Origin of the sequence: Chryseobacterium sp. CBSDS_008, assembly GCF_049959325.1 — a bacterium.
Classification (GTDB): domain Bacteria; phylum Bacteroidota; class Bacteroidia; order Flavobacteriales; family Weeksellaceae; genus Chryseobacterium.
Genome location: NZ_CP188202.1, coordinates 2,217,214 through 2,235,273, shown reverse-complemented (window position 1 = coordinate 2,235,273; position 18,060 = coordinate 2,217,214). Strand labels below are relative to the sequence as shown.

At 36.0% G+C, this 18,060-nt stretch carries 16 protein-coding genes; 11 read left to right on the top strand and 5 right to left on the bottom strand.

Going from position 1 to position 18,060, the window contains the following annotated elements; translation table 11 throughout:
* Positions 1 to 149 precede the first annotated feature (149 nt).
* On the top strand, positions 150 to 668 hold the full coding sequence (locus ACP3T3_RS10000; RefSeq protein ID WP_426479728.1) for a hypothetical protein: 519 nt from the start codon (positions 150 to 152) through the stop codon (positions 666 to 668).
* A gap of 37 nt (positions 669 to 705) precedes the next feature.
* On the opposite strand, the gene ACP3T3_RS09995 is transcribed toward ACP3T3_RS10000, so the two are convergent.
* The 5 genes from ACP3T3_RS09995 to ACP3T3_RS09975 all read right to left on the bottom strand — a co-directional run bounded on the left by ACP3T3_RS09995 (position 706) and on the right by ACP3T3_RS09975 (position 5,237).
* Positions 706 to 936, bottom strand: a complete 231-nt coding sequence (locus ACP3T3_RS09995; RefSeq protein ID WP_426479727.1) for a hypothetical protein — start codon at positions 934 to 936, stop codon at positions 706 to 708.
* A gap of 151 nt (positions 937 to 1,087) precedes the next feature.
* Positions 1,088 to 1,978 carry a DUF72 domain-containing protein gene (locus ACP3T3_RS09990; protein WP_426479726.1) on the bottom strand — a complete coding sequence of 297 codons (891 nt, stop codon included), beginning with the start codon at positions 1,976 to 1,978 and terminating at the stop codon, positions 1,088 to 1,090.
* A 163-nt stretch (positions 1,979 to 2,141) separates the two neighbouring features.
* On the bottom strand, positions 2,142 to 3,800 hold the full coding sequence (locus ACP3T3_RS09985; RefSeq protein WP_047434618.1) for a ribonucleoside-diphosphate reductase subunit alpha: 1,659 nt from the start codon (positions 3,798 to 3,800) through the stop codon (positions 2,142 to 2,144).
* A gap of 54 nt (positions 3,801 to 3,854) precedes the next feature.
* Entirely contained in the window at positions 3,855 to 4,145 is a 291-nt protein-coding gene (locus ACP3T3_RS09980; protein WP_426479725.1) for a hypothetical protein, read from the bottom strand.
* Between the two features lie 117 nt (positions 4,146 to 4,262).
* Positions 4,263 to 5,237 (bottom strand): ribonucleotide-diphosphate reductase subunit beta, encoded by a 975-nt coding sequence (locus tag ACP3T3_RS09975; protein WP_041461620.1) that lies wholly within the window; start codon positions 5,235 to 5,237, stop codon positions 4,263 to 4,265.
* A gap of 425 nt (positions 5,238 to 5,662) precedes the next feature.
* On the opposite strand from ACP3T3_RS09975, the gene ACP3T3_RS09970 reads away from it, so the two are divergent.
* From ACP3T3_RS09970 to ACP3T3_RS09925, 10 genes are all read left to right on the top strand, one after another.
* Positions 5,663 to 6,352 (top strand): ABC transporter ATP-binding protein, encoded by a 690-nt coding sequence (locus tag ACP3T3_RS09970; protein WP_426479724.1) that lies wholly within the window; start codon positions 5,663 to 5,665, stop codon positions 6,350 to 6,352.
* Positions 6,353 to 6,434: 82 nt separating this feature from the next.
* Entirely contained in the window at positions 6,435 to 6,806 is a 372-nt protein-coding gene (locus ACP3T3_RS09965) for a four helix bundle protein (protein ID WP_426479723.1), read from the top strand.
* A gap of 130 nt (positions 6,807 to 6,936) precedes the next feature.
* The gene (locus tag ACP3T3_RS09960; RefSeq protein ID WP_426479722.1) at positions 6,937 to 8,166 is read left to right on the top strand and encodes an ABC transporter permease; all 1,230 of its coding nucleotides are present in this window, start codon (positions 6,937 to 6,939) and stop codon (positions 8,164 to 8,166) included.
* A gap of 98 nt (positions 8,167 to 8,264) precedes the next feature.
* Positions 8,265 to 9,536 carry an ABC transporter permease gene (locus ACP3T3_RS09955; protein WP_426479721.1) on the top strand — a complete coding sequence of 424 codons (1,272 nt, stop codon included), beginning with the start codon at positions 8,265 to 8,267 and terminating at the stop codon, positions 9,534 to 9,536.
* A gap of 115 nt (positions 9,537 to 9,651) precedes the next feature.
* Positions 9,652 to 10,863, top strand: coding sequence for an efflux RND transporter periplasmic adaptor subunit (locus ACP3T3_RS09950; protein ID WP_426479720.1), 1,212 nt, complete (start codon positions 9,652 to 9,654; stop codon positions 10,861 to 10,863).
* Positions 10,864 to 11,009: 146 nt separating this feature from the next.
* Entirely contained in the window at positions 11,010 to 12,536 is a 1,527-nt protein-coding gene (locus ACP3T3_RS09945) for a glycosyltransferase family 39 protein (RefSeq protein WP_426479719.1), read from the top strand.
* A 190-nt stretch (positions 12,537 to 12,726) separates the two neighbouring features.
* Positions 12,727 to 13,632, top strand: coding sequence for an NAD(P)/FAD-dependent oxidoreductase (locus ACP3T3_RS09940; protein ID WP_426479718.1), 906 nt, complete (start codon positions 12,727 to 12,729; stop codon positions 13,630 to 13,632).
* A 353-nt stretch (positions 13,633 to 13,985) separates the two neighbouring features.
* Positions 13,986 to 15,251 (top strand): serine hydroxymethyltransferase, encoded by a 1,266-nt coding sequence (glyA, locus tag ACP3T3_RS09935; RefSeq protein WP_426479717.1) that lies wholly within the window; start codon positions 13,986 to 13,988, stop codon positions 15,249 to 15,251.
* 56 nt (positions 15,252 to 15,307) lie between these two features.
* Complete coding sequence (locus tag ACP3T3_RS09930) at positions 15,308 to 15,766, top strand: regulatory protein RecX (protein ID WP_426479716.1); 459 nt, start codon at positions 15,308 to 15,310, stop codon at positions 15,764 to 15,766.
* A gap of 354 nt (positions 15,767 to 16,120) precedes the next feature.
* Positions 16,121 to 18,049 (top strand): polysaccharide biosynthesis protein, encoded by a 1,929-nt coding sequence (locus tag ACP3T3_RS09925; protein WP_426479715.1) that lies wholly within the window; start codon positions 16,121 to 16,123, stop codon positions 18,047 to 18,049.
* Positions 18,050 to 18,060: the final 11 nt, after the last annotated feature.

The window sequence follows — 18,060 nt, the reverse complement described above, 5'->3', positions numbered from 1 at the left end:
TTCATTGTTGGCTAAAATTAAAAAAATAACCTCAGATATAGATAAAATAGAGAGAAAAAGTATCTTTGTAGAATATGACACTCATTATTTTTATAATATTTCTGGCTTCTGTTGTTTCCTTGGTCCTTTTTAAGGTTAAATCAGGAAATATGGCGAAGTGGGCAAAGCTGTTTCGTATTGTAACAGTAGTTTTTTCAATTTCTGTTTTTACATATTGGTTTATCAAAAAAAGTACTGTGGCATTTGTAGATAATTCTGTAGGGCTTCAGGTTGTCAACAAACTTCCCCAGGCATTGGATTTTTATCTTATCAATGTAAATAAAGCTGATAAAAATACATCTCTGGAGCCCAAGCATATCGGGATAATACGTCCGGAATATTACAGAATAGAATACCTTAAAATGGATAAGTCTGACGAGTATTGGATTGTAGGTTATCTTGGCAAGAAAAATCTGGTGTATTTCTCCCAACATTCTGTACCGAATAAAAATATTGACCAGATTGTAGAAGTGCAGAATTATATTAACCAAAGTATGAAGCTTTCTGATGCCGCCAAAAAGCAGGTAGATGCTTATAACTATGAGAATACAAAACAAGGCATCTGGATTGCACTGGATTTCCTGCTTCTGTTTCTCAATCTCGTATTGCTTCTTAGAAAAAATAAATAAAAAAAGGTAATGAGCCGCTAGTGCCCATTACCTTTTTTTAAGGATAATCCAGAATCTGCATAATTCGCTCCTTAAATTCTTCAGGACAGGATTTGATAAGTTTGTCTTTATTTTGTTTACTGATGTCTTTAGGATCAAGCCATTCGCTTTTATTGGAATTCAAACTGTGATTGTCATATACTCTTTTTATGGTATGATTTTCATAAAAAATATAGTCATCACCAAGCCAGCTAGTGGCAATACTGATTGTACAAATTTCCTTTTCCATGACTTATGTTTTAAAGTATAATGATTAACGAAATACATTATATTCTAATTAACGAAATTTTTCATTAGGAAAAAGGAAGCTGCTGCTGTTTAAGAAATAAATTGAAATCAATCCTATTTAATCCCCTGAGCCAGGCAATTCTACTATTTGTTTAAAATAATGTTCCTGTACTTTCTGTTGCCATTTGGGGAATATGGATATCAGTTTTCCATTCCTCATTTACTTTTTTGATGAAATAAGCAGATAATAAAGGAGAGGCTTTCTCAATATTCTGGTGAACAAAAAAGTAAAGATTCTGAAGGCCTTCTTTCTTCCATTTTGTAAGGTGTTTCATCCAGTCATCCAGCCTTTCGTAATCACTTTCTGCATTGGCTCCTACATAACGGATAAACGCATTCGGAGTGGTGAGACGCATATGAAGCATATCTCTTCTTCCTGCAGTATCCACGATAATGTTGGTGATATGATAGGCTTCGAAAAGTTCGCAGGTTGTATTCAGAATTTCCTCATCGGTAAACCATTCTGTATTTCGGAGCTCTATAGCCAAAGGAACCTCTTTAGGCCATTCTTTTACGAATTTCTCCAGTCTGTCATAGTCCTTAGGTTTAAAATTATCATGAAGCTGAAGAAAAGCCATTCCCAGCTTTTCATCAAAATTGATAACGGCAGAAGCAAAATGAGTCACCGGATCTGTCACATCAATCAGTCTTCTGAAATGGGAAACGGTATTGGTGATCTTAGGAAAGAATTTAAAGTCGGCCGGAGTCTTTTCTTTCCATGTTTTTACCTGATCAGGAGTAGGCATTCCGTAGAAAGTAGCATTCAGCTCGATAGAATTAAACTGAGTGGCATAATAGGTCAGCTCATCCTTAGTCCCTTTAGGGTAAAATCCTTTAAGATCTGTTTTATTCCATTTGGCACAACCGATAGAAATGTTTTCCAGTCCTTTTTTATTAAGCGCCAGTATTTCTTTGGTTCTAGGATGGTCTTTAGGTAATGTGAAATCTATTTTTGAAGGGTCTTCTACTTGTCCGAATTTCATATCTGTAGTTTTGGTATTAAACAATAAACACAAATATAAACCAAAAATCTCAGAGCATTCTATGATTTCTCCGGAAAGTAATTAACAGAAGAATCAGCATTCAAACGACAAAAGCACACCTTCCGGTATGCTTTTGTAAATATAGCGTGTTTATTACTTGGTCTTAAGCCTCACAGCTTGAGCATGATACAAAGTTGACCATCATTTCTTTTGAAACCGATGAACTTCTCTGGTAGTAAAGTGTTTTTACTCCTTTTTTCCAAGCTTCAATATAAAGGTAATTAACATCTTTTACAGGCATTGTAGAAGGAATCTGAAGATTCAGAGATTGTGCCTGGTCAATGTATTGCTGTCTCTGTGCAGCCTGAGAAATGATCTCCATTGGGGAAATTTCTTTAAACGTTTTGAATACTGCCTTTTCTTCAGGAGTAAGCTCGTTCAGGTGCTGTACAGATCCATGGTTCAACATGATAGTTCTCCATGTTTCTTCGTTATCCAATCCTTTTTCCTTCAATAATTTTGCCAGGTATTTGTTCTTACGCATAAAGTTTCCTTTCGCAAGACCTGCTTTATAATAGTTAGAAGAGAAAGGCTCAATTCCAGGAGAAGTCTGTCCTAAGATTGCAGAACTTGAAGTGGTAGGAGCAATAGCCATTGTTGTGGTATTTCTTAATCCGTATCCTTTCAATACTTCGGGTTCTCCATAGATGTTGGCAAGCTCTCTTGAAGCCTGCTCAGCCTGGTCTTTGATATGTCTGAATGCTCTGGCATTGAACTGAGTAGCCTCAAAGCTTTCAAACGGAATCATATTTTTCTGTAAATAAGAGTGGTATCCTAAAACTCCTAATCCAAGGGCTCTGTGGCGCATGGCGAAGTTTCTTGCTCCCTGCAGGTAATAGTTGCCTTCAGTTTTGTCAATAAACTCTGATAATACGGCATCAAGGAAATATACTGCTAATTTTACAGCATCGGTATCTTTCCACTCATCGTATAGCTCAAGGTTCATAGAAGACAGACAGCAGATGAAAGATTCCTCCATCGTAGATGGAAGCATGATTTCAGAGCAAAGATTACTTGCATTGACCGTCATTCCCAAGTCTTTGTAAACCTGAGGCTTGTTTCTGTTCACGTTGTCTGTAAAGAAAATATACGGAAGTCCTTTTTGCTGGCGGCTTTCCAGTACTCTTGCCCAAACTTTACGTTTTTCCATATCACCGTCTATCATATCCTGCATCCAGTAATCCGGCACACATACTCCGGTAAACAGGTTCTGAATCGGGCTGCCGATATCTTTAATGGATAAAAATTCTTCAATATCCCCGTGGTCAATATCTAAATACGCTGCAAAAGCTCCTCTTCTTACACCTCCCTGAGAAACAACATCCATAGCCGTATCAAAAAGCTTCATGAATGAAACGGCTCCTGAAGACTTTCCGTTGTCCGTTACAGCGGTTCCTCTGTTTCTCAATTCTCCAAAATATCCCGAAGTTCCTCCTCCGATTTTAGTCTGCATGATGACTTCCCCCATTTTGTGAGTGATCCCTTCGATGCTGTCCGGAATATGAACATTGAAACATGAAATAGGAAGACCTCTTTCTGTTCCCATATTAGCCCATACAGGAGAAGAGAAACTGATCCATCCTTTTGTGATCATTTCTTTAAATGCAGGTTGAAGTTCAGGTTTGTATAACCTTTTTGCAGCGGCAGTGGTAATTCTGTCGATAGCTCCGTCTACCGTTTCACCTTTCAACAGATATCCTCTGTTCAGCATCTGCTCAGACTCTTCATTGAGCCACCATATATTTGAATTTTGCTCTTCCATAGATGTTATATTTTCGAATTCCGAAATGAGAGAATCACTCCGGAATTTTGTTTTTTATAGTATTGATTGTAAAATTTCTACTTTGTGGGAACCGTTCAGCCCGCTTTCATCTCTTAATCTTTGAAATTCTTTAAAAGACGGAACATTCAAAACCTCATGCTGAACTTCTTCATTGATGTAGTTTGAATAATGTACAAAAGTAACACCATCTTCCTTTACAAAAACTTTGTATTCAAAGATGGAAGCATCTAAATTCTTAAAATCTTCCAGAAACTTTTGGATATTAGCTTTATTGTTTGGAACAAATTCGGGATTAACCGTATAGCTTACTATTACATTGATCATTTCTCTGATATTTGTGCTTTATTAATAAACAGCAATTCCATTATTGAGCAGAAAGGTGATCCTGATCCTGATCCTGATCCTGACTGCCTCGACGCTCGCTTCGCTCGCGCCTTTATATTAAAACAAATCGTTTGCTGTAATACTCTTATCGTGCTTCGTGTAGTCTACAGGTCTTTTAGCAAAGAAATCATCCAGTGAATTCGCGAAAACTTCCTCTTCAAACCATACCATTGGCCTGTATTGTTCCGGAGTGATGTTGTATCTTGTTTTCATATTGATTTTCTTCAAGCTGTCATCCACACGGTATTTCATGAAGTTTAACAGGTCTTCTTTAGAAACGTTGTCGATTTCTCCCAATTCGAAGATCCAGCTAAGAATGTCTCCTTCTCTTGCAATAGACTCATCTACCAAAGTATAAATGTCTTCGATATCGCTGTCTGTTAATAAGTCAGGCTGTTCCTCACGGATTTTGTTGATCAGGTAGATTCCTGCGTTGGCGTGAATCTGCTCATCTACCGAAGTCCATGCAATGATATTGGAAACATTTTTCATGAATCCTTTGAATCTTGTGAAAGAAAGGATGATGGCAAACTGCGAGAAAAGAGAAACGTTTTCCACTAAAATACTGAATAATAGTAAAGCAGAAACATACTCTTTCGGAGTTGCAGAATTAGCATGTTTCAGCGCATTTCCAAGGAATTCAATTCTTCCTTTTACCGCAGGAATTTCGATAACGTTAAGGAACTCGTCATTATATCCTAATACCTCTAATAAACGGGAATATGCTTCAGAATGGCGAAATTCGCATTCTGCAAAAGTAGATCCTAATCCATTGAATTCCGGCTTTGGTAGGTGGTTGTATAAATTCCCCCAGAATGTCTTTACAGACACCTCGATCTGTGCAATGGCTAACAGCGCATTTTTCACAGCATGCTTTTCGTGTGGTTCCAACTGCGAATGAAAATCCTGAACATCTGCAGTAAAGTCCACTTCCGAATGCACCCAGAACGACTTGTTGATCGCCTCTACAAATTGAAGAACCTCCGGGTATTCAAATGGCTTATAACTTACTCTTTTATCAAAAATTCCCATATTAAAATATCTTTATAATTAAATAATTTAGATCTCTGTGGATAATGTTCAGGAAATACTTAACTTTTTGTTTATCTGCATATTGTGAATTAAAGTTATCCACTTTTGCAAATCCATATTTCTTGTAAAGAACTAACAGCAAAGTTCGAAAAAAAGAACTGATTTTGAAAGAGGTAAATACTAATAGGCTGACTTTTAGCTGGAAAAGTTTTCCACATTTACATGAAACAGGCTCGAATAATAGGCTGGAAGGCCATCTTGAGGATAAATGCGTATAAATCTATACTTGCAGTTAAACAGCAATATATAAACCGCTATTAATAAAGGATTAATATATTAAACAAAAAAATAATTGAATAAATTTTTATTCTTGTAACAATTTGAAAATATCATCTACTTATTGGGTATAAAACATACATCACTTAATGTTAGTAATTCAGGATTTAAATAAGTCATACGATACAGGGAAAAGCAAGCTTCATGTGCTCAAAGGAATTAATCTGAATATTTCTGAGGGGGAGTTTGTTTCTATTATGGGAAGTTCCGGTTCCGGAAAATCTACGCTGCTTAATATTATTGGAATTCTGGATGAAAAAGATTCAGGAACCTATGAACTGGATGGCGTTCCTATCGAACATTTATCTGAAATAAAAGCTGCAGAATACAGAAGCAGGTTTTTAGGATTTATTTTTCAGTCTTTTAATCTTATTAATTATAAAACAGCTTTGGAAAATGTAGCACTTCCTCTGTACTATCAGAATGTACCGAGAAAAGAGCGAAATCAGAAAGCGATGGGATACCTGGAGAAAGTAGGACTGGCGCAATGGGCAAATCACCTTCCGAGTGAGCTTTCCGGAGGACAGAAACAGAGAGTAGCTATTGCAAGAGCTTTGATTACCGATCCAAAAGTGGTTCTGGCAGATGAGCCTACCGGAGCCTTGGACTCTAAAACCACCCACGATATTATGAAGCTGCTTCAGGATATCAATAATGAAGGGAAAACAATCATCGTCGTAACCCACGAGCCGGATGTCGCTGCACAAACCAAAAGAAATGTAATACTGAAGGACGGGATTATTGAAAGTGATGAATTTATTAAGCAGATAGTATTATAAGTGAATACTGAATGGTCAATTTTGCTTCGCAAGTGAATTTTACAATGAGGAAGGCAAATGGTTTATAAAAACACAAATGAATATGAAAAAAAATAAAAATTTTTTAAATCTGAACCATTATAAACTTGACGTTTATCAATCAGCCAGAGAATTAAGGATAGAATGTTATAAGATTTTATCTAAAATTCCTGATCATGAAAAGTTTAATATAATCGACCAGATACGAAGAGCTTCTACTTCAGTGGTGTTAAATATTACCGAAGGATGTTCAAGAAAATCTCAACTGGAAAGGAAAAGATATTTTGAAATTGCCAGAGGTTCGGTTATTGAGTTAGATTCTTGTTTTGATATCGTTATGGAATGTAATTATATTAAAATAGAGGAATTAACAAAAATTGGAAATTTAATAAAAACAGCATTTATCTTGTTAAGTAAAATGTTGAAAAAAGATTAGAAATGTGAAAATGAATTAGGTTCATAATTAAAGTCTTATGAAGAATAAATTGACAACACAGTTAATTGACTTCAAAGAAAATTGAGAGCGCAGCTAATTGACTTTTTTACAAAGTAAAAAAATAAAAACTATGTTTGACCTAGATCGTTGGCAGGAAATATTCAGTTCTATCCGGAGTAATGTACTTCGGACAGTGCTTTCAGGGTTTACGGTAGCCCTGGGACTGTTTATTTTCATTGTACTTTTTGGAATTGGAAAAGGGCTTCAGAATGCTTTTTCCGAAGGATTTGCCGGAGATGCTAAGAACCTTATTATTATTTCAACAGGAAAAGCCACGTTAGCTTATAAAGGCCTGCAGTCTGATAGAGATGTTTCAATGAATAATGCAGACTATGATTTTTTGATTAATGCAGATAAGAAAAAAGCGGGTCCTTCAAGTCCTAGGTATAGTGCCAATTTAATGGTGAAATATGGGAAGGAGAGCGGCCTTTATCAGATCAATGGTGCTGAGCCGGGGGAGCAGGTGATTGAAAACAGAAAAATTATTGATGGTCGTTATCTGACATCTATGGATTTGACAAGAAAATTAAATGTTGCCGTAATTGGAAGAATGGTTCAGCGGGATTTGATCAAAAATGGAAATCCTATTGGAAAAGAGCTTGATATTAATGGAACGATGTACAAGGTGATTGGTGTCTTTTCAGATGATGGAGGAGACAGGGATGAAAGACATATTACCGTTCCTATTACCACTTTACAGCAGATGAAAAAGGGTTCTGATACGGTGAATATAGCATATATCACATATAATGATAAGCTGACTCCTGATCAGGCCATAAAATACGGTGATGAACTGCAAGATAAATTAAAAGCCAGAAAAAATGTATCTCCTGATGATGAAAACGGAGTGCGTGTCTGGAACAATGCCAAAAATATGAATGATACCTTCACTTTTATGGCGGTACTTACAGCTATTGTAGGATTCATTGGATTAGGAACACTATTGGCCGGAATTATCGGGATCAGTAATATCATGGTGTATATCGTGAAAGAAAGAACCAAAGAAATCGGAGTACGAAAAGCCATTGGAGCAAAACCAAGCGGAATTGTAGGTCTTATCGTTCAGGAAAGCGTTGTGATTACAGTGGTATCCGGACTTATCGGAGTAGGAATAGGGGTTTTGACATTAAGCCTTATTGGTAATAGTCTTGAAGAATTTTTCATTAAAAGCCCAAGCGTTGGTTGGGGAGCTATTATTATGGCTTTCATTGCGCTGATTTTCTCAGGATTGATTGCAGGATTTATACCGGCATACCGGGCTTCAAGAATCAAACCGATCGAAGCATTAAGAACAGAGTAACCTGCTGAGGCAAGGCAAAAAAAAAGCTCAGCAATGCAGCGTATAAAGCAGATTGGCAGCATTCATAACTTATAATATATAACTTATAATTCAGAAAGGTGAATATCATATTTAAAAAAGATACTTGGCAGGAGATCTATTATTCATTGAGGAATAATAAACTCCGGACATTTCTTACCATGATTGGCGTAGGATGGGGAATGTTTTTGTATGTAAGCCTTCTGGGAGCTGCAAAAGGAATGGAAAATGGTTTTGATAAATTATTTTCAGGTTTTGCAACCAATTCAATCTTCCTGTGGGCGCAGAAAACTTCTATCCCATATGAAGGATTTCCTAAAGGAAGAGAGGTTCATCTGAGCCTGACCGATATGGAAATGCTGAAAAGGAAAATTACCGCCATAGATTATATATCGCCGCAAAACGCCAGAGGAAGCTTTACCGGAACACCCGGAGAAGCCATGTCCAGAAACGGAAAGAATGGTACGTATTCGCTTACCGGCGACTACTCTGTAGGAAATAAAATTTCGGAAAAGAAACTGATCTTCGGGCGCTATATTAATGATGCCGATGTTTCTGGAAATAAAAGTGTAGTGGTTATCGGGGAAGAAATTTACAAAAACTTCTTTGACGCTAAGAAAAAAGAAAATCCAATAGGAAAATCGATTAATATTAAAGGGCTGTTTTTTAATGTAATCGGAGTTTTCCGTGTGAAAAAAGGAGGAGGATTTGAAAATGACCGGACAGCATTTATTCCACTTTCCACGTATACGAAAATGTACAATGCCGGAGACCAGATAGACATGTTTGCCATTGTAAGCAAGCCTAATGCTAACGTTAACTCAGTGGAGGAAGATGTAAAACAGGTGTTGAAAACAAAAAATAAAGTTTCCCCTGAAGATACCAATGCTTTCGGAAGTTTCAACCTCGGAAAAGAATTTAAAAAACTGACAGGTTTCCTTACGGGAATGCAGCTGTTAACAATCATTGTAGGTACCCTTACCATTCTTGCAGGAGTAATTGCCATTTCAAATATCCTTTTAATTACTGTAAAAGAAAGAACCAAAGAAATCGGGATCAGAAGAGCATTGGGAGCGAAGCCTGCTGAAGTAAGAAATCAGATTTTGCTGGAAAGTGTTGTCATTACACTCTCCTCGGGATTATTAGGCTTTATGTTTGGAATTTTTGTACTGATGATTCTCAATGCTGTTACCCAGGGACAGGATTCATTTCCATTCTATAATCCGACGGTTAACTATGGAAACGTATTTGCCGCAATGGGGGTAATGGTGGTTCTTGGATTGATTATAGGGATGATCCCTGCACAGAGAGCGGTGAAGATTAGGCCTATTGAAGCATTAAGAACAGAGTAATTAATTTGAAAATAAAAATAATTTGAAAATTTTGTGATCAAGTCGTCAGTATGGCTGATTCGTTTTTAAAATTTTTAAAATCATTCAATCTTTTAATAAAAAATAAACTATACATATGAAAAAGAAATTCACTTGGAAAAAAGCCATTTATATAGTATTGGGGCTTTTATTTGCAGTGGCATTATTCTCAGGGATCAGCTATCTTATAAAATCGAATTCCAAGGAAGGAGAAGCTTTCCTTACCCGTAAGCCTACCGTTCAGAATATGGATGATAAAGTAATGGCAACAGGGAAAATTGTTCCGAAGGAAGAAATTGAAATCAAACCCAATATTGCGGGAATTATAGATAAAATCTTAGTAAAAGAAGGAGATAGGGTAGAAGTAGGACAGCTTATTGCTACCGTAAAAATCGTTCCAAGCATCTCTGAAGTAAACGCTGCTCAGCAGGAAGTTCAGAATGCACAGATCCAGATCAGCAATGCCCAGATGAACGTGGGAAATATGCAGAAGCAGTTTGAAATGCAGGAAAAGCTTTACAAGCAGGGAGTAGCTTCCAAACAGGAGTTTCTTAATTCCCAGCAGCAGTTATTCTCTCAGCAGCAGACTTTGAGAAATGCCCAACAGCAATTGAATACTGCTCAAAAAAGATTACAGATCGCTAAAACAGGAGCAACTCCGGAACTTAAAGGCCAAGGTTTAGCTACTACCGAAATCCGTTCCAAAGCTTCAGGTACCGTACTTGAAGTTCCAGTGAAAGCCGGAAGCCAGGTGATTGAAGCCAATAACTTCAATGCGGGAACTACCATCTGTTCAGTGGCAGACCTCAATGTCCTGATCTTTAAAGGTGAAATTGATGAGGCACAAGCTGGCAAGCTAAGTGAAGGAATGGATATGAACATCGTAATCGGTGCGCTGCAAAATAAAACTTTCCCCGGAAAACTGACCATGATTGCTCCTAAAGGAAAAGATAATGCAGGAACTATTAAATTTCCGGTAGAAGGAAACGTATCTAATCCTAATAATGAGTATATTAGAGCAGGTTTTTCTGCAAATGGTGAAATTGTTTTGAGTTCTCAGAAAAATGCACTATTATTGGATGAATCTTTAGTTCAGTATGAAAAGAAACAAGGAAAAGATGTTCCTTTTGTAGAGGCAAAACAAAAAGATGGCAAATTCAAAAAAGTATATGTGAAACTGGGAGCAAGTGATGGTATCAATGTTCAGATTCTTCCGGGATCAAATATTACAAAAGATACTGAAATAAAAGTTTGGAACCCGTCTGATAAAGACAAAGAAGAGCTGAAAGAAAAAGCGAATAAAAAATAATAAACTACACTATACACTTTTAAACTGTAATCCTGGAGGAATTCTTTTTCTCCGGGATTTTTTTATTATATCGTATATAAAAAGTTAAATATGTAACAATCAGAGCGCTTAAAATGTCTTAATTTTAAATTCCAAACCATACCTCCATGAAAAAAGACTATTGGGTTCTGTTACTTTTTATCATTGCAAAGTTGGCACTTCAATACTCACTGATAAGCCCTGAGTATGAACTTCACCGGGATGAATATCTACATCTTGATCAGGCTAATCATCTGGCATGGGGATACCTTTCTGTTCCTCCGGTTACTTCCTGGCTGGCCTGGATAATCAAAATGTTGGGAAATTCTATATTTTGGGTTAAATTTTTTCCGGCCCTGTTCGGAGCTTTAACCATAGCATTGACCTGGAAAACTGTTGAAGAGCTTAACGGAAGCCTGTTTGCTAAAATACTCGCTTCTACAGGTGTTTTATTTTCGGTACTTCTTAGGGTAAACATGCTGTTTCAGCCAACATCTTTAGAAATTTTGCTATGGCTGTTCCTTTATTATAGTCTGATTAAATATTTTAATTCTCAACAAGTAAAATGGTTATACATAGGAGCAGTCATTTTCGGAATAGGAATATTGAATAAATATAATATTGCTTTTGCAGTACTTGGGCTTATTCCTGCATTGCTGTTGACAGAGCAGAGGAAAATATTTATGCAGTCTCATGTATATTGGGCTGCGCTTTTAACTTTAATCATTATTTTCCCCAATCTTCTCTGGCAGTATCAGAATCATTTTCCAGTCATTCACCACATGAAGGAGCTTTCTGAAAAGCAGCTTGTACATGTAGACCGGATGGATTTTATGAAATCCCAGATTCTCTTTTTCATAGGTGTCGTTTTTGTTATTATTGCAGGTTGGGGAGCATTACTATTCTATAGACCTTTTGAGAAATTCAGATTTTTCTTCTGGAGTTATATCATAACGATTACCCTGTTTCTGTTTTTCAAAGCAAAAGATTACTATGCAATAGGTCTATATCCGGTGTATATTGCTTTTGGGTCCGCGTTCCTTGGTTATTTATTTGAAAAAGGCTGGATGAGATTTTTGAAACCTGTCAGCATACTTATCCCTATACTTTTATTTCTTCCTTTGTATAATGTAGCCTTTCCGAATAAGAGCCCTGCATATATTGAATCCCATCAGGATCAATACAAAAAATTTGGGCTGCTTCGGTGGGAAGATGGAAAAGACCATTCCTTACCACAGGATTTTGCCGATATGCAGGGCTGGAAAGAATTGGCTCAAAAAGTGGATAAAGAATATTCCAGGCTGTCAAAAACCGGAAAGACTATGGTTTTGTGTGATAATTACGGGCAGACCGGAGCTATTAATTATTATTCAAAAGCTGGCGTACATGCTATGTCATTTCATGCGGATTATATCAATTGGATCGATGTAAGCAAAAAATATAAAAATGTTATCAGGGTCAAAGATGCTCCAGAAGCAAGGAAAGAACTTAAAGAATCCGGTTCTTTTTTTGAAGCTGCAAAATTATATGATTCTATTACCAATCCATACGCAAGAGAAAGAGGAACAGCAATTTTCAGTTTACAGGGAGCAAAAATAGATGTTAATAAAAGAATTCAGGACGAAATTGTTGAGGTCAAAAATAAGTGGAAATAGTTTTCTGATAAAGAGGAAAAAGATGATTCGTTTACAGAATTAAGGTAATAGATAGAAAATATTATTGCAACTTTATTGCATTAATTAATTTTGCTTTACCTTTGCACTATCAACTATCAACTATCAACTATCAACTATCAACTATCAACTATCAACTATCAACTATCAATTATCAATTATCAACTGAACTATGGAAAACAAAAACTTTGATGTCATCATAATAGGAGGCAGCTATTCCGGATTATCTGCAGGAATGTCTTTGGGAAGATCTTTAAGAAATGTTCTGATTATCGATAACGGAAAACCCTGTAACAGACAAACTCCTCATTCACACAATTTTGTTACCCATGACGGAAAAACACCTGCAGAAATTGCAAAGCTGGCCAAAGAAGATGTAGAAAAATATGATACCGTCCGGTTTTATAATGGAACAGTCGTAAAAACTAAAAAAACAACCGGAGGCTTTGAGATTGAAACTTCATCAGGTGAAAAATTTTACGCTAAAAAACTGATTCTGGCTTCCGGAGTGAAAGATATAATGCCGGATATTCCCGGATTTGAAGAATGCTGGGGAATTTCTGTTATACATTGCCCATATTGCCATGGCTATGAAGTAAAAAATGAAGTAACAGGTATTCTTTATAACGGAGATATGGCTTACGAATTTTCAAAACTGATTTTTAATCTGACCAAAACTCTTACCTTATTTACCAACGGAAAGGCGTCTCTTTCAAAAGAACAGGTTGAAAAACTGGATCAAAATAAAATCATTCTTAACGAAGATGAGATTGAAAAAATTGAACATGAGAAAGGTTCCATTCAAAAAATTATTTTCAAAAACGGAAAAGAAATTCCTTTGCAGGCTTTATATGCCAAAATCCCTTTTGAACAAAATTTCAATGTACCCGGTGATCTGGGATGTGAACTTACGGAACATGGATTTATTAAGGTGGATACGATGCAGAAAACAACCGTTCCCGGAGTTTTTGCCTGTGGAGATAATGTAACGATGATGCGTTCTGTAGCCAATGCTGTTGCACAGGGGAGTTTTGCCGGCGCGGTGGTGAATAAAGAACTTGCAGATGAAGAATTTTAATAGCTTTTCTGTAATAAAGTTGTTTAAACTTTATAAACCCCAAAAGTCACAAAAGTTTTTATTTTAAAGTAAGTTTAGAATGATTCCGCAGAAAAGCTCACATAAGAGGAAAACCAAAGATTTTTATAAAACTCAGGTGTATTTATAATGCATAAATTTTGGCCCTAAAAAACTTAAGTATTTAAACTTTTGTACCTTTTATGATTAAAATAATCAGTGTAAAAGTTTGTACGGTTTCAATATAAAAGGAAGTGTTTTTCCATTTTTTAGTATTTAAAAATCATTTTTTCAATAGGGAAATCTCGATGAAAATTCCGTACATTTGGGGTGGAAATTTCAAAACTAAAAGTAAAATGGATATTATTTTCGACCTGATTGAAAAAGAAAGACAAAGACAAACCCATGGATTAGAGCTTATTGCATCAGAAAACTTTGTTTCTGAAAACGTGATGAAAGCAATGGGAAGTGTACTGACAAATAAATATGCTGAAGGATATCCCGGAAAAAGATATTACGGAGGATGTGAAGTAGTAGATGAGGTTGAAACATTGGCGATCAACAGAGCTAAAGAACTTTTCGGAGTAGATTATGTGAACGTTCAGCCACATTCCGGTTCTCAGGCGAATGCTGCCATTTATCTTGCAGTTTTGAAACCAGGTGATAAAATTATGGGGATGGATCTTTCAATGGGAGGACACCTTACTCACGGCTCTGCAGTGAACTTTTCAGGGATTCAGTATAATGTAGTTTCTTACGGAGTGCAGCAGGAAACAGGTCTTATTGATTATGACCAGATGAGAGAAGTTGCATTGAGAGAAAAACCAAAAATGCTTATTGCAGGTTTCTCTGCTTATTCAAGAGATTTAGATTATGCTAAATTCAGAGAGGTGGCGGACGAAATTGGAGCTACACTTTGGGCAGACATCGCCCACCCGGCTGGTTTAGTCGCAAAAGGATTATTAAACTCACCATTCGAACACTGTCATGTAGTAACTACCACTACCCACAAAACCCTGAGAGGGCCAAGAGGTGGAATGATCATGATGGGTAAAGATTTTGAAAATACATACGGTCACAAAACTCCAAAAGGAGAAATCAAAATGATGAGCCAGGTATTAGATGGCGCAGTATTTCCAGGAATTCAGGGCGGACCGCTTGAGCATGTGATTGCCGGTAAAGCAGTAGCTTTTGGGGAAGCTTTGGATATTCAGTTCGAAACTTACGCAAAACAGGTTAAAGCAAATGCCCAGGCATTATCAAAAGCGATGATCGACAGAGGGTTTGATATCGTAAGTGGAGGTACAGACAATCACCTGATGCTGGTTGACCTTAGAAACAAAGGCGTAAACGGTAAGGAAACAGAAAAAGCATTAGTGCTTGCTGATATTACATGTAACAAAAACATGGTTCCTTTTGATGATAAGTCACCATTTACAACATCGGGGATCAGATTGGGAACTGCTGCAATTACAACAAGAGGATTGAAAGAAAATGACATGGATACTATTGCAGGATTAATTTCCGAAGTGGTAGATAATATCAAAAATGAAGAAGTTCTTGGATCTGTAAGAAAGAAAGTTAACGAATTAATGGAAGGAAAGGCTTTGTTCAATTACTAACAGGCATTTCAATATTATATTAAGAATGGGCAGGATGCTCATTCTTTTTTTTTCAAATGGAAAAGAAATCTTATACTTTCGAAGAAATCAAACAGAAGCTGGTCAATTACTGTGTTTACCAGGATCGCTGTCATGCCGAAGTGGAACAGAAGATGAGAGAGTTTCTCCTTATTGATGAAGCCAAGGAAGACATATTCCTGTATCTCCTGAAAGAAAATTATCTGAACGAAGAAAGGTTTACACGGAGCTACATCAGAGGTAAATTTTACATCAAGCATTGGGGGAAGACCAAAATTAAAATGAATCTGAAACAAAAACAGATTTCTGAGAGACTGATCAATTCATGCTTTGATGAGATTGATGATGATGACTATGAGAAAACTATCAAAAAGATTTTTGAGGATTATTATTCCAAACAAACTGGCTTCAAGGAATATCAAAAAAAAACCAAAACTATAAGATATTTGATGAGCAGAGGTTTTGAATATGAGAAAATAATTGATATTTTTGACTAAATTTTAATAATTTAAAAATAACTTGACATATGACTTTTAGGAAAAAAAACAATCAGTTTATTGAAAAAGATTGATATATAAAGATTTAATAATTCTTTTAAAGAAAAAACAGCTGAAATAAAGAATTTCTACAGATAAATATCATCTTCATAAAGAGTTTTTATGGTATGGTTTTTGTCTCTGAATTTAGCTGTGTCGTAATGAAACTAACAGTTTCGTAAATATAATATCAAATTTATTTTTGATTACAGCATATTGAAATAAAATATTTTATTTTTGCATGATTGTATCAGAATTATCTTTGATCAGATGATTAGATTATACCTTAATTAAATATGAACACCAAAATAGACAATGTACAATTCTCTTAGAAAAACAATATTTGGAGGGGATAATGTTGTCAATCTCTCAGACGTAAGATATCTTCCTAGATGGATAATTCTTGTAATAGACATTATTATTCTGGTTATATCTTTATTTCTTTCCACTTACATTATCGCAAAAATTACCAAGCAGGAATTTATATATCATGATGATAAAAGTATAATTTTTGCTTTTATTATTCTGGTGAATACTACTTTTATGTATGTATTCAAGACGTATGCCGGGATTATTCGCCATTCAACATTTATAGATTTATTTAAGCTTCTGATATCCTGCTTTTGCACAATGCTGGCTATCGGAACGATAAATATTATTTATTTCTGGACCACAGGAAGTAAGTTTATTCTTACTCCTTATCTGATGCTTTATTTTGTAATTTCTTTTATGGGATTATTTCTTTTCAGATTATATGTGAAAGAGTTTTTCCATATTGTAAGAGAATACAGGAGAAGTGCGTTGAAAAAAAGAATTCTGGTATTGGGAATTGATGAGCAGTCAATTGCTATTGCACGTGCCATTCTGGATAACCCGAGTCTGCCTTATCAGGTCGTAGGCTTTTTGACGCAAAGAACAGATTCTAAACGGGCATCTTTATTAGGAAAGCCTATTTACGAAAAACAAAAAATAGAGGAACATTCAAAAGATGAACTTATTATTGACGGGGTTCTCATTGTTAAAGAAATGATGGCCAGGGATGAGATGAATGCTTGGGTGAATTTATTTTTAGAGAAAGATCTCAATGTCTTCAAGGCACCATCAGTACAAAAACTGAGGGACAGTGATTTAGGCGGATCTATCAGAAGTCTTCAGATTGAAGACCTTTTAAATAGAAAACCTATCAAAATTCAGAATGAAAAAGTTAAAAGCAGACATTTTGAAAAAACGGTATTAGTAACCGGGGGAGCAGGATCCATAGGAAGTGAAATTGTAAGGCAGGTTGCCAACTTCAATCCTTCTTTAATTGTAGTGCTGGATCAGGCAGAAACACCACTTTATGAAATTGAACTCGAAATGATAGAGAAATTCCCTCATATCGCTTTCAAATTTGTTTTAGGGGATGTTTCTAATCACCACAGAATGGAATCTCTGTTCCAGACATATAACTTCTCAATGGTGTATCACGCTGCTGCCTATAAGCATGTACCTTTGGTAGAGGAAAATCCCCATGAAGCAATTTTTGTTAATATATTAGGATCAAAGATTGTTGCGACATTATCCAGCAAGTATAAAGTAAACAGGTTTGTAATGATTTCTACAGATAAAGCTGTAAATCCCACCAATGTAATGGGAGCTTCAAAACGAGCTGCGGAACTTTTTGTACAATCGCTTCAGAATGTAGAAGGTAATGTAACTAAGTTTATTACTACAAGATTCGGGAATGTATTAGGATCCAACGGTTCTGTAATTCCTCATTTTAAAAAGCAAATCGAAGCCGGAGGTCCGGTAACCATTACCCATCCGGAAATTGTAAGATATTTTATGACTATTCCGGAAGCCTGTGAACTTGTACTTCAGGCCGGGACAATGGGAGAAGGAGGTGAGATTTTTGTTTTTGATATGGGGGAGCCCGTTAAAATTATTGATCTTGCGAAAAGGATGATAAAATTATCAGGATTTGAACCCAATATTGATATTAAGATCATTTATACAGGATTAAGACCTGGGGAAAAGCTGTATGAAGAACTTTTGAGTGACGATGCAAAAACACTTCCTACTCATAATGATAAAATTATGATTTCTAAAGACCCTTCTATAGGATTTGAAGAAATAGATGCACTTACTAAACAAATTACCAAAGCTTCCCTTAGAAGAGATAAAGTGGAAGTGGTAAGGATTCTTAAAACAATCGTGCCGGAATTCCGAAGCAATAATTCAATCTATGAGGCCCTGGATAAATAGAAAAAATATAA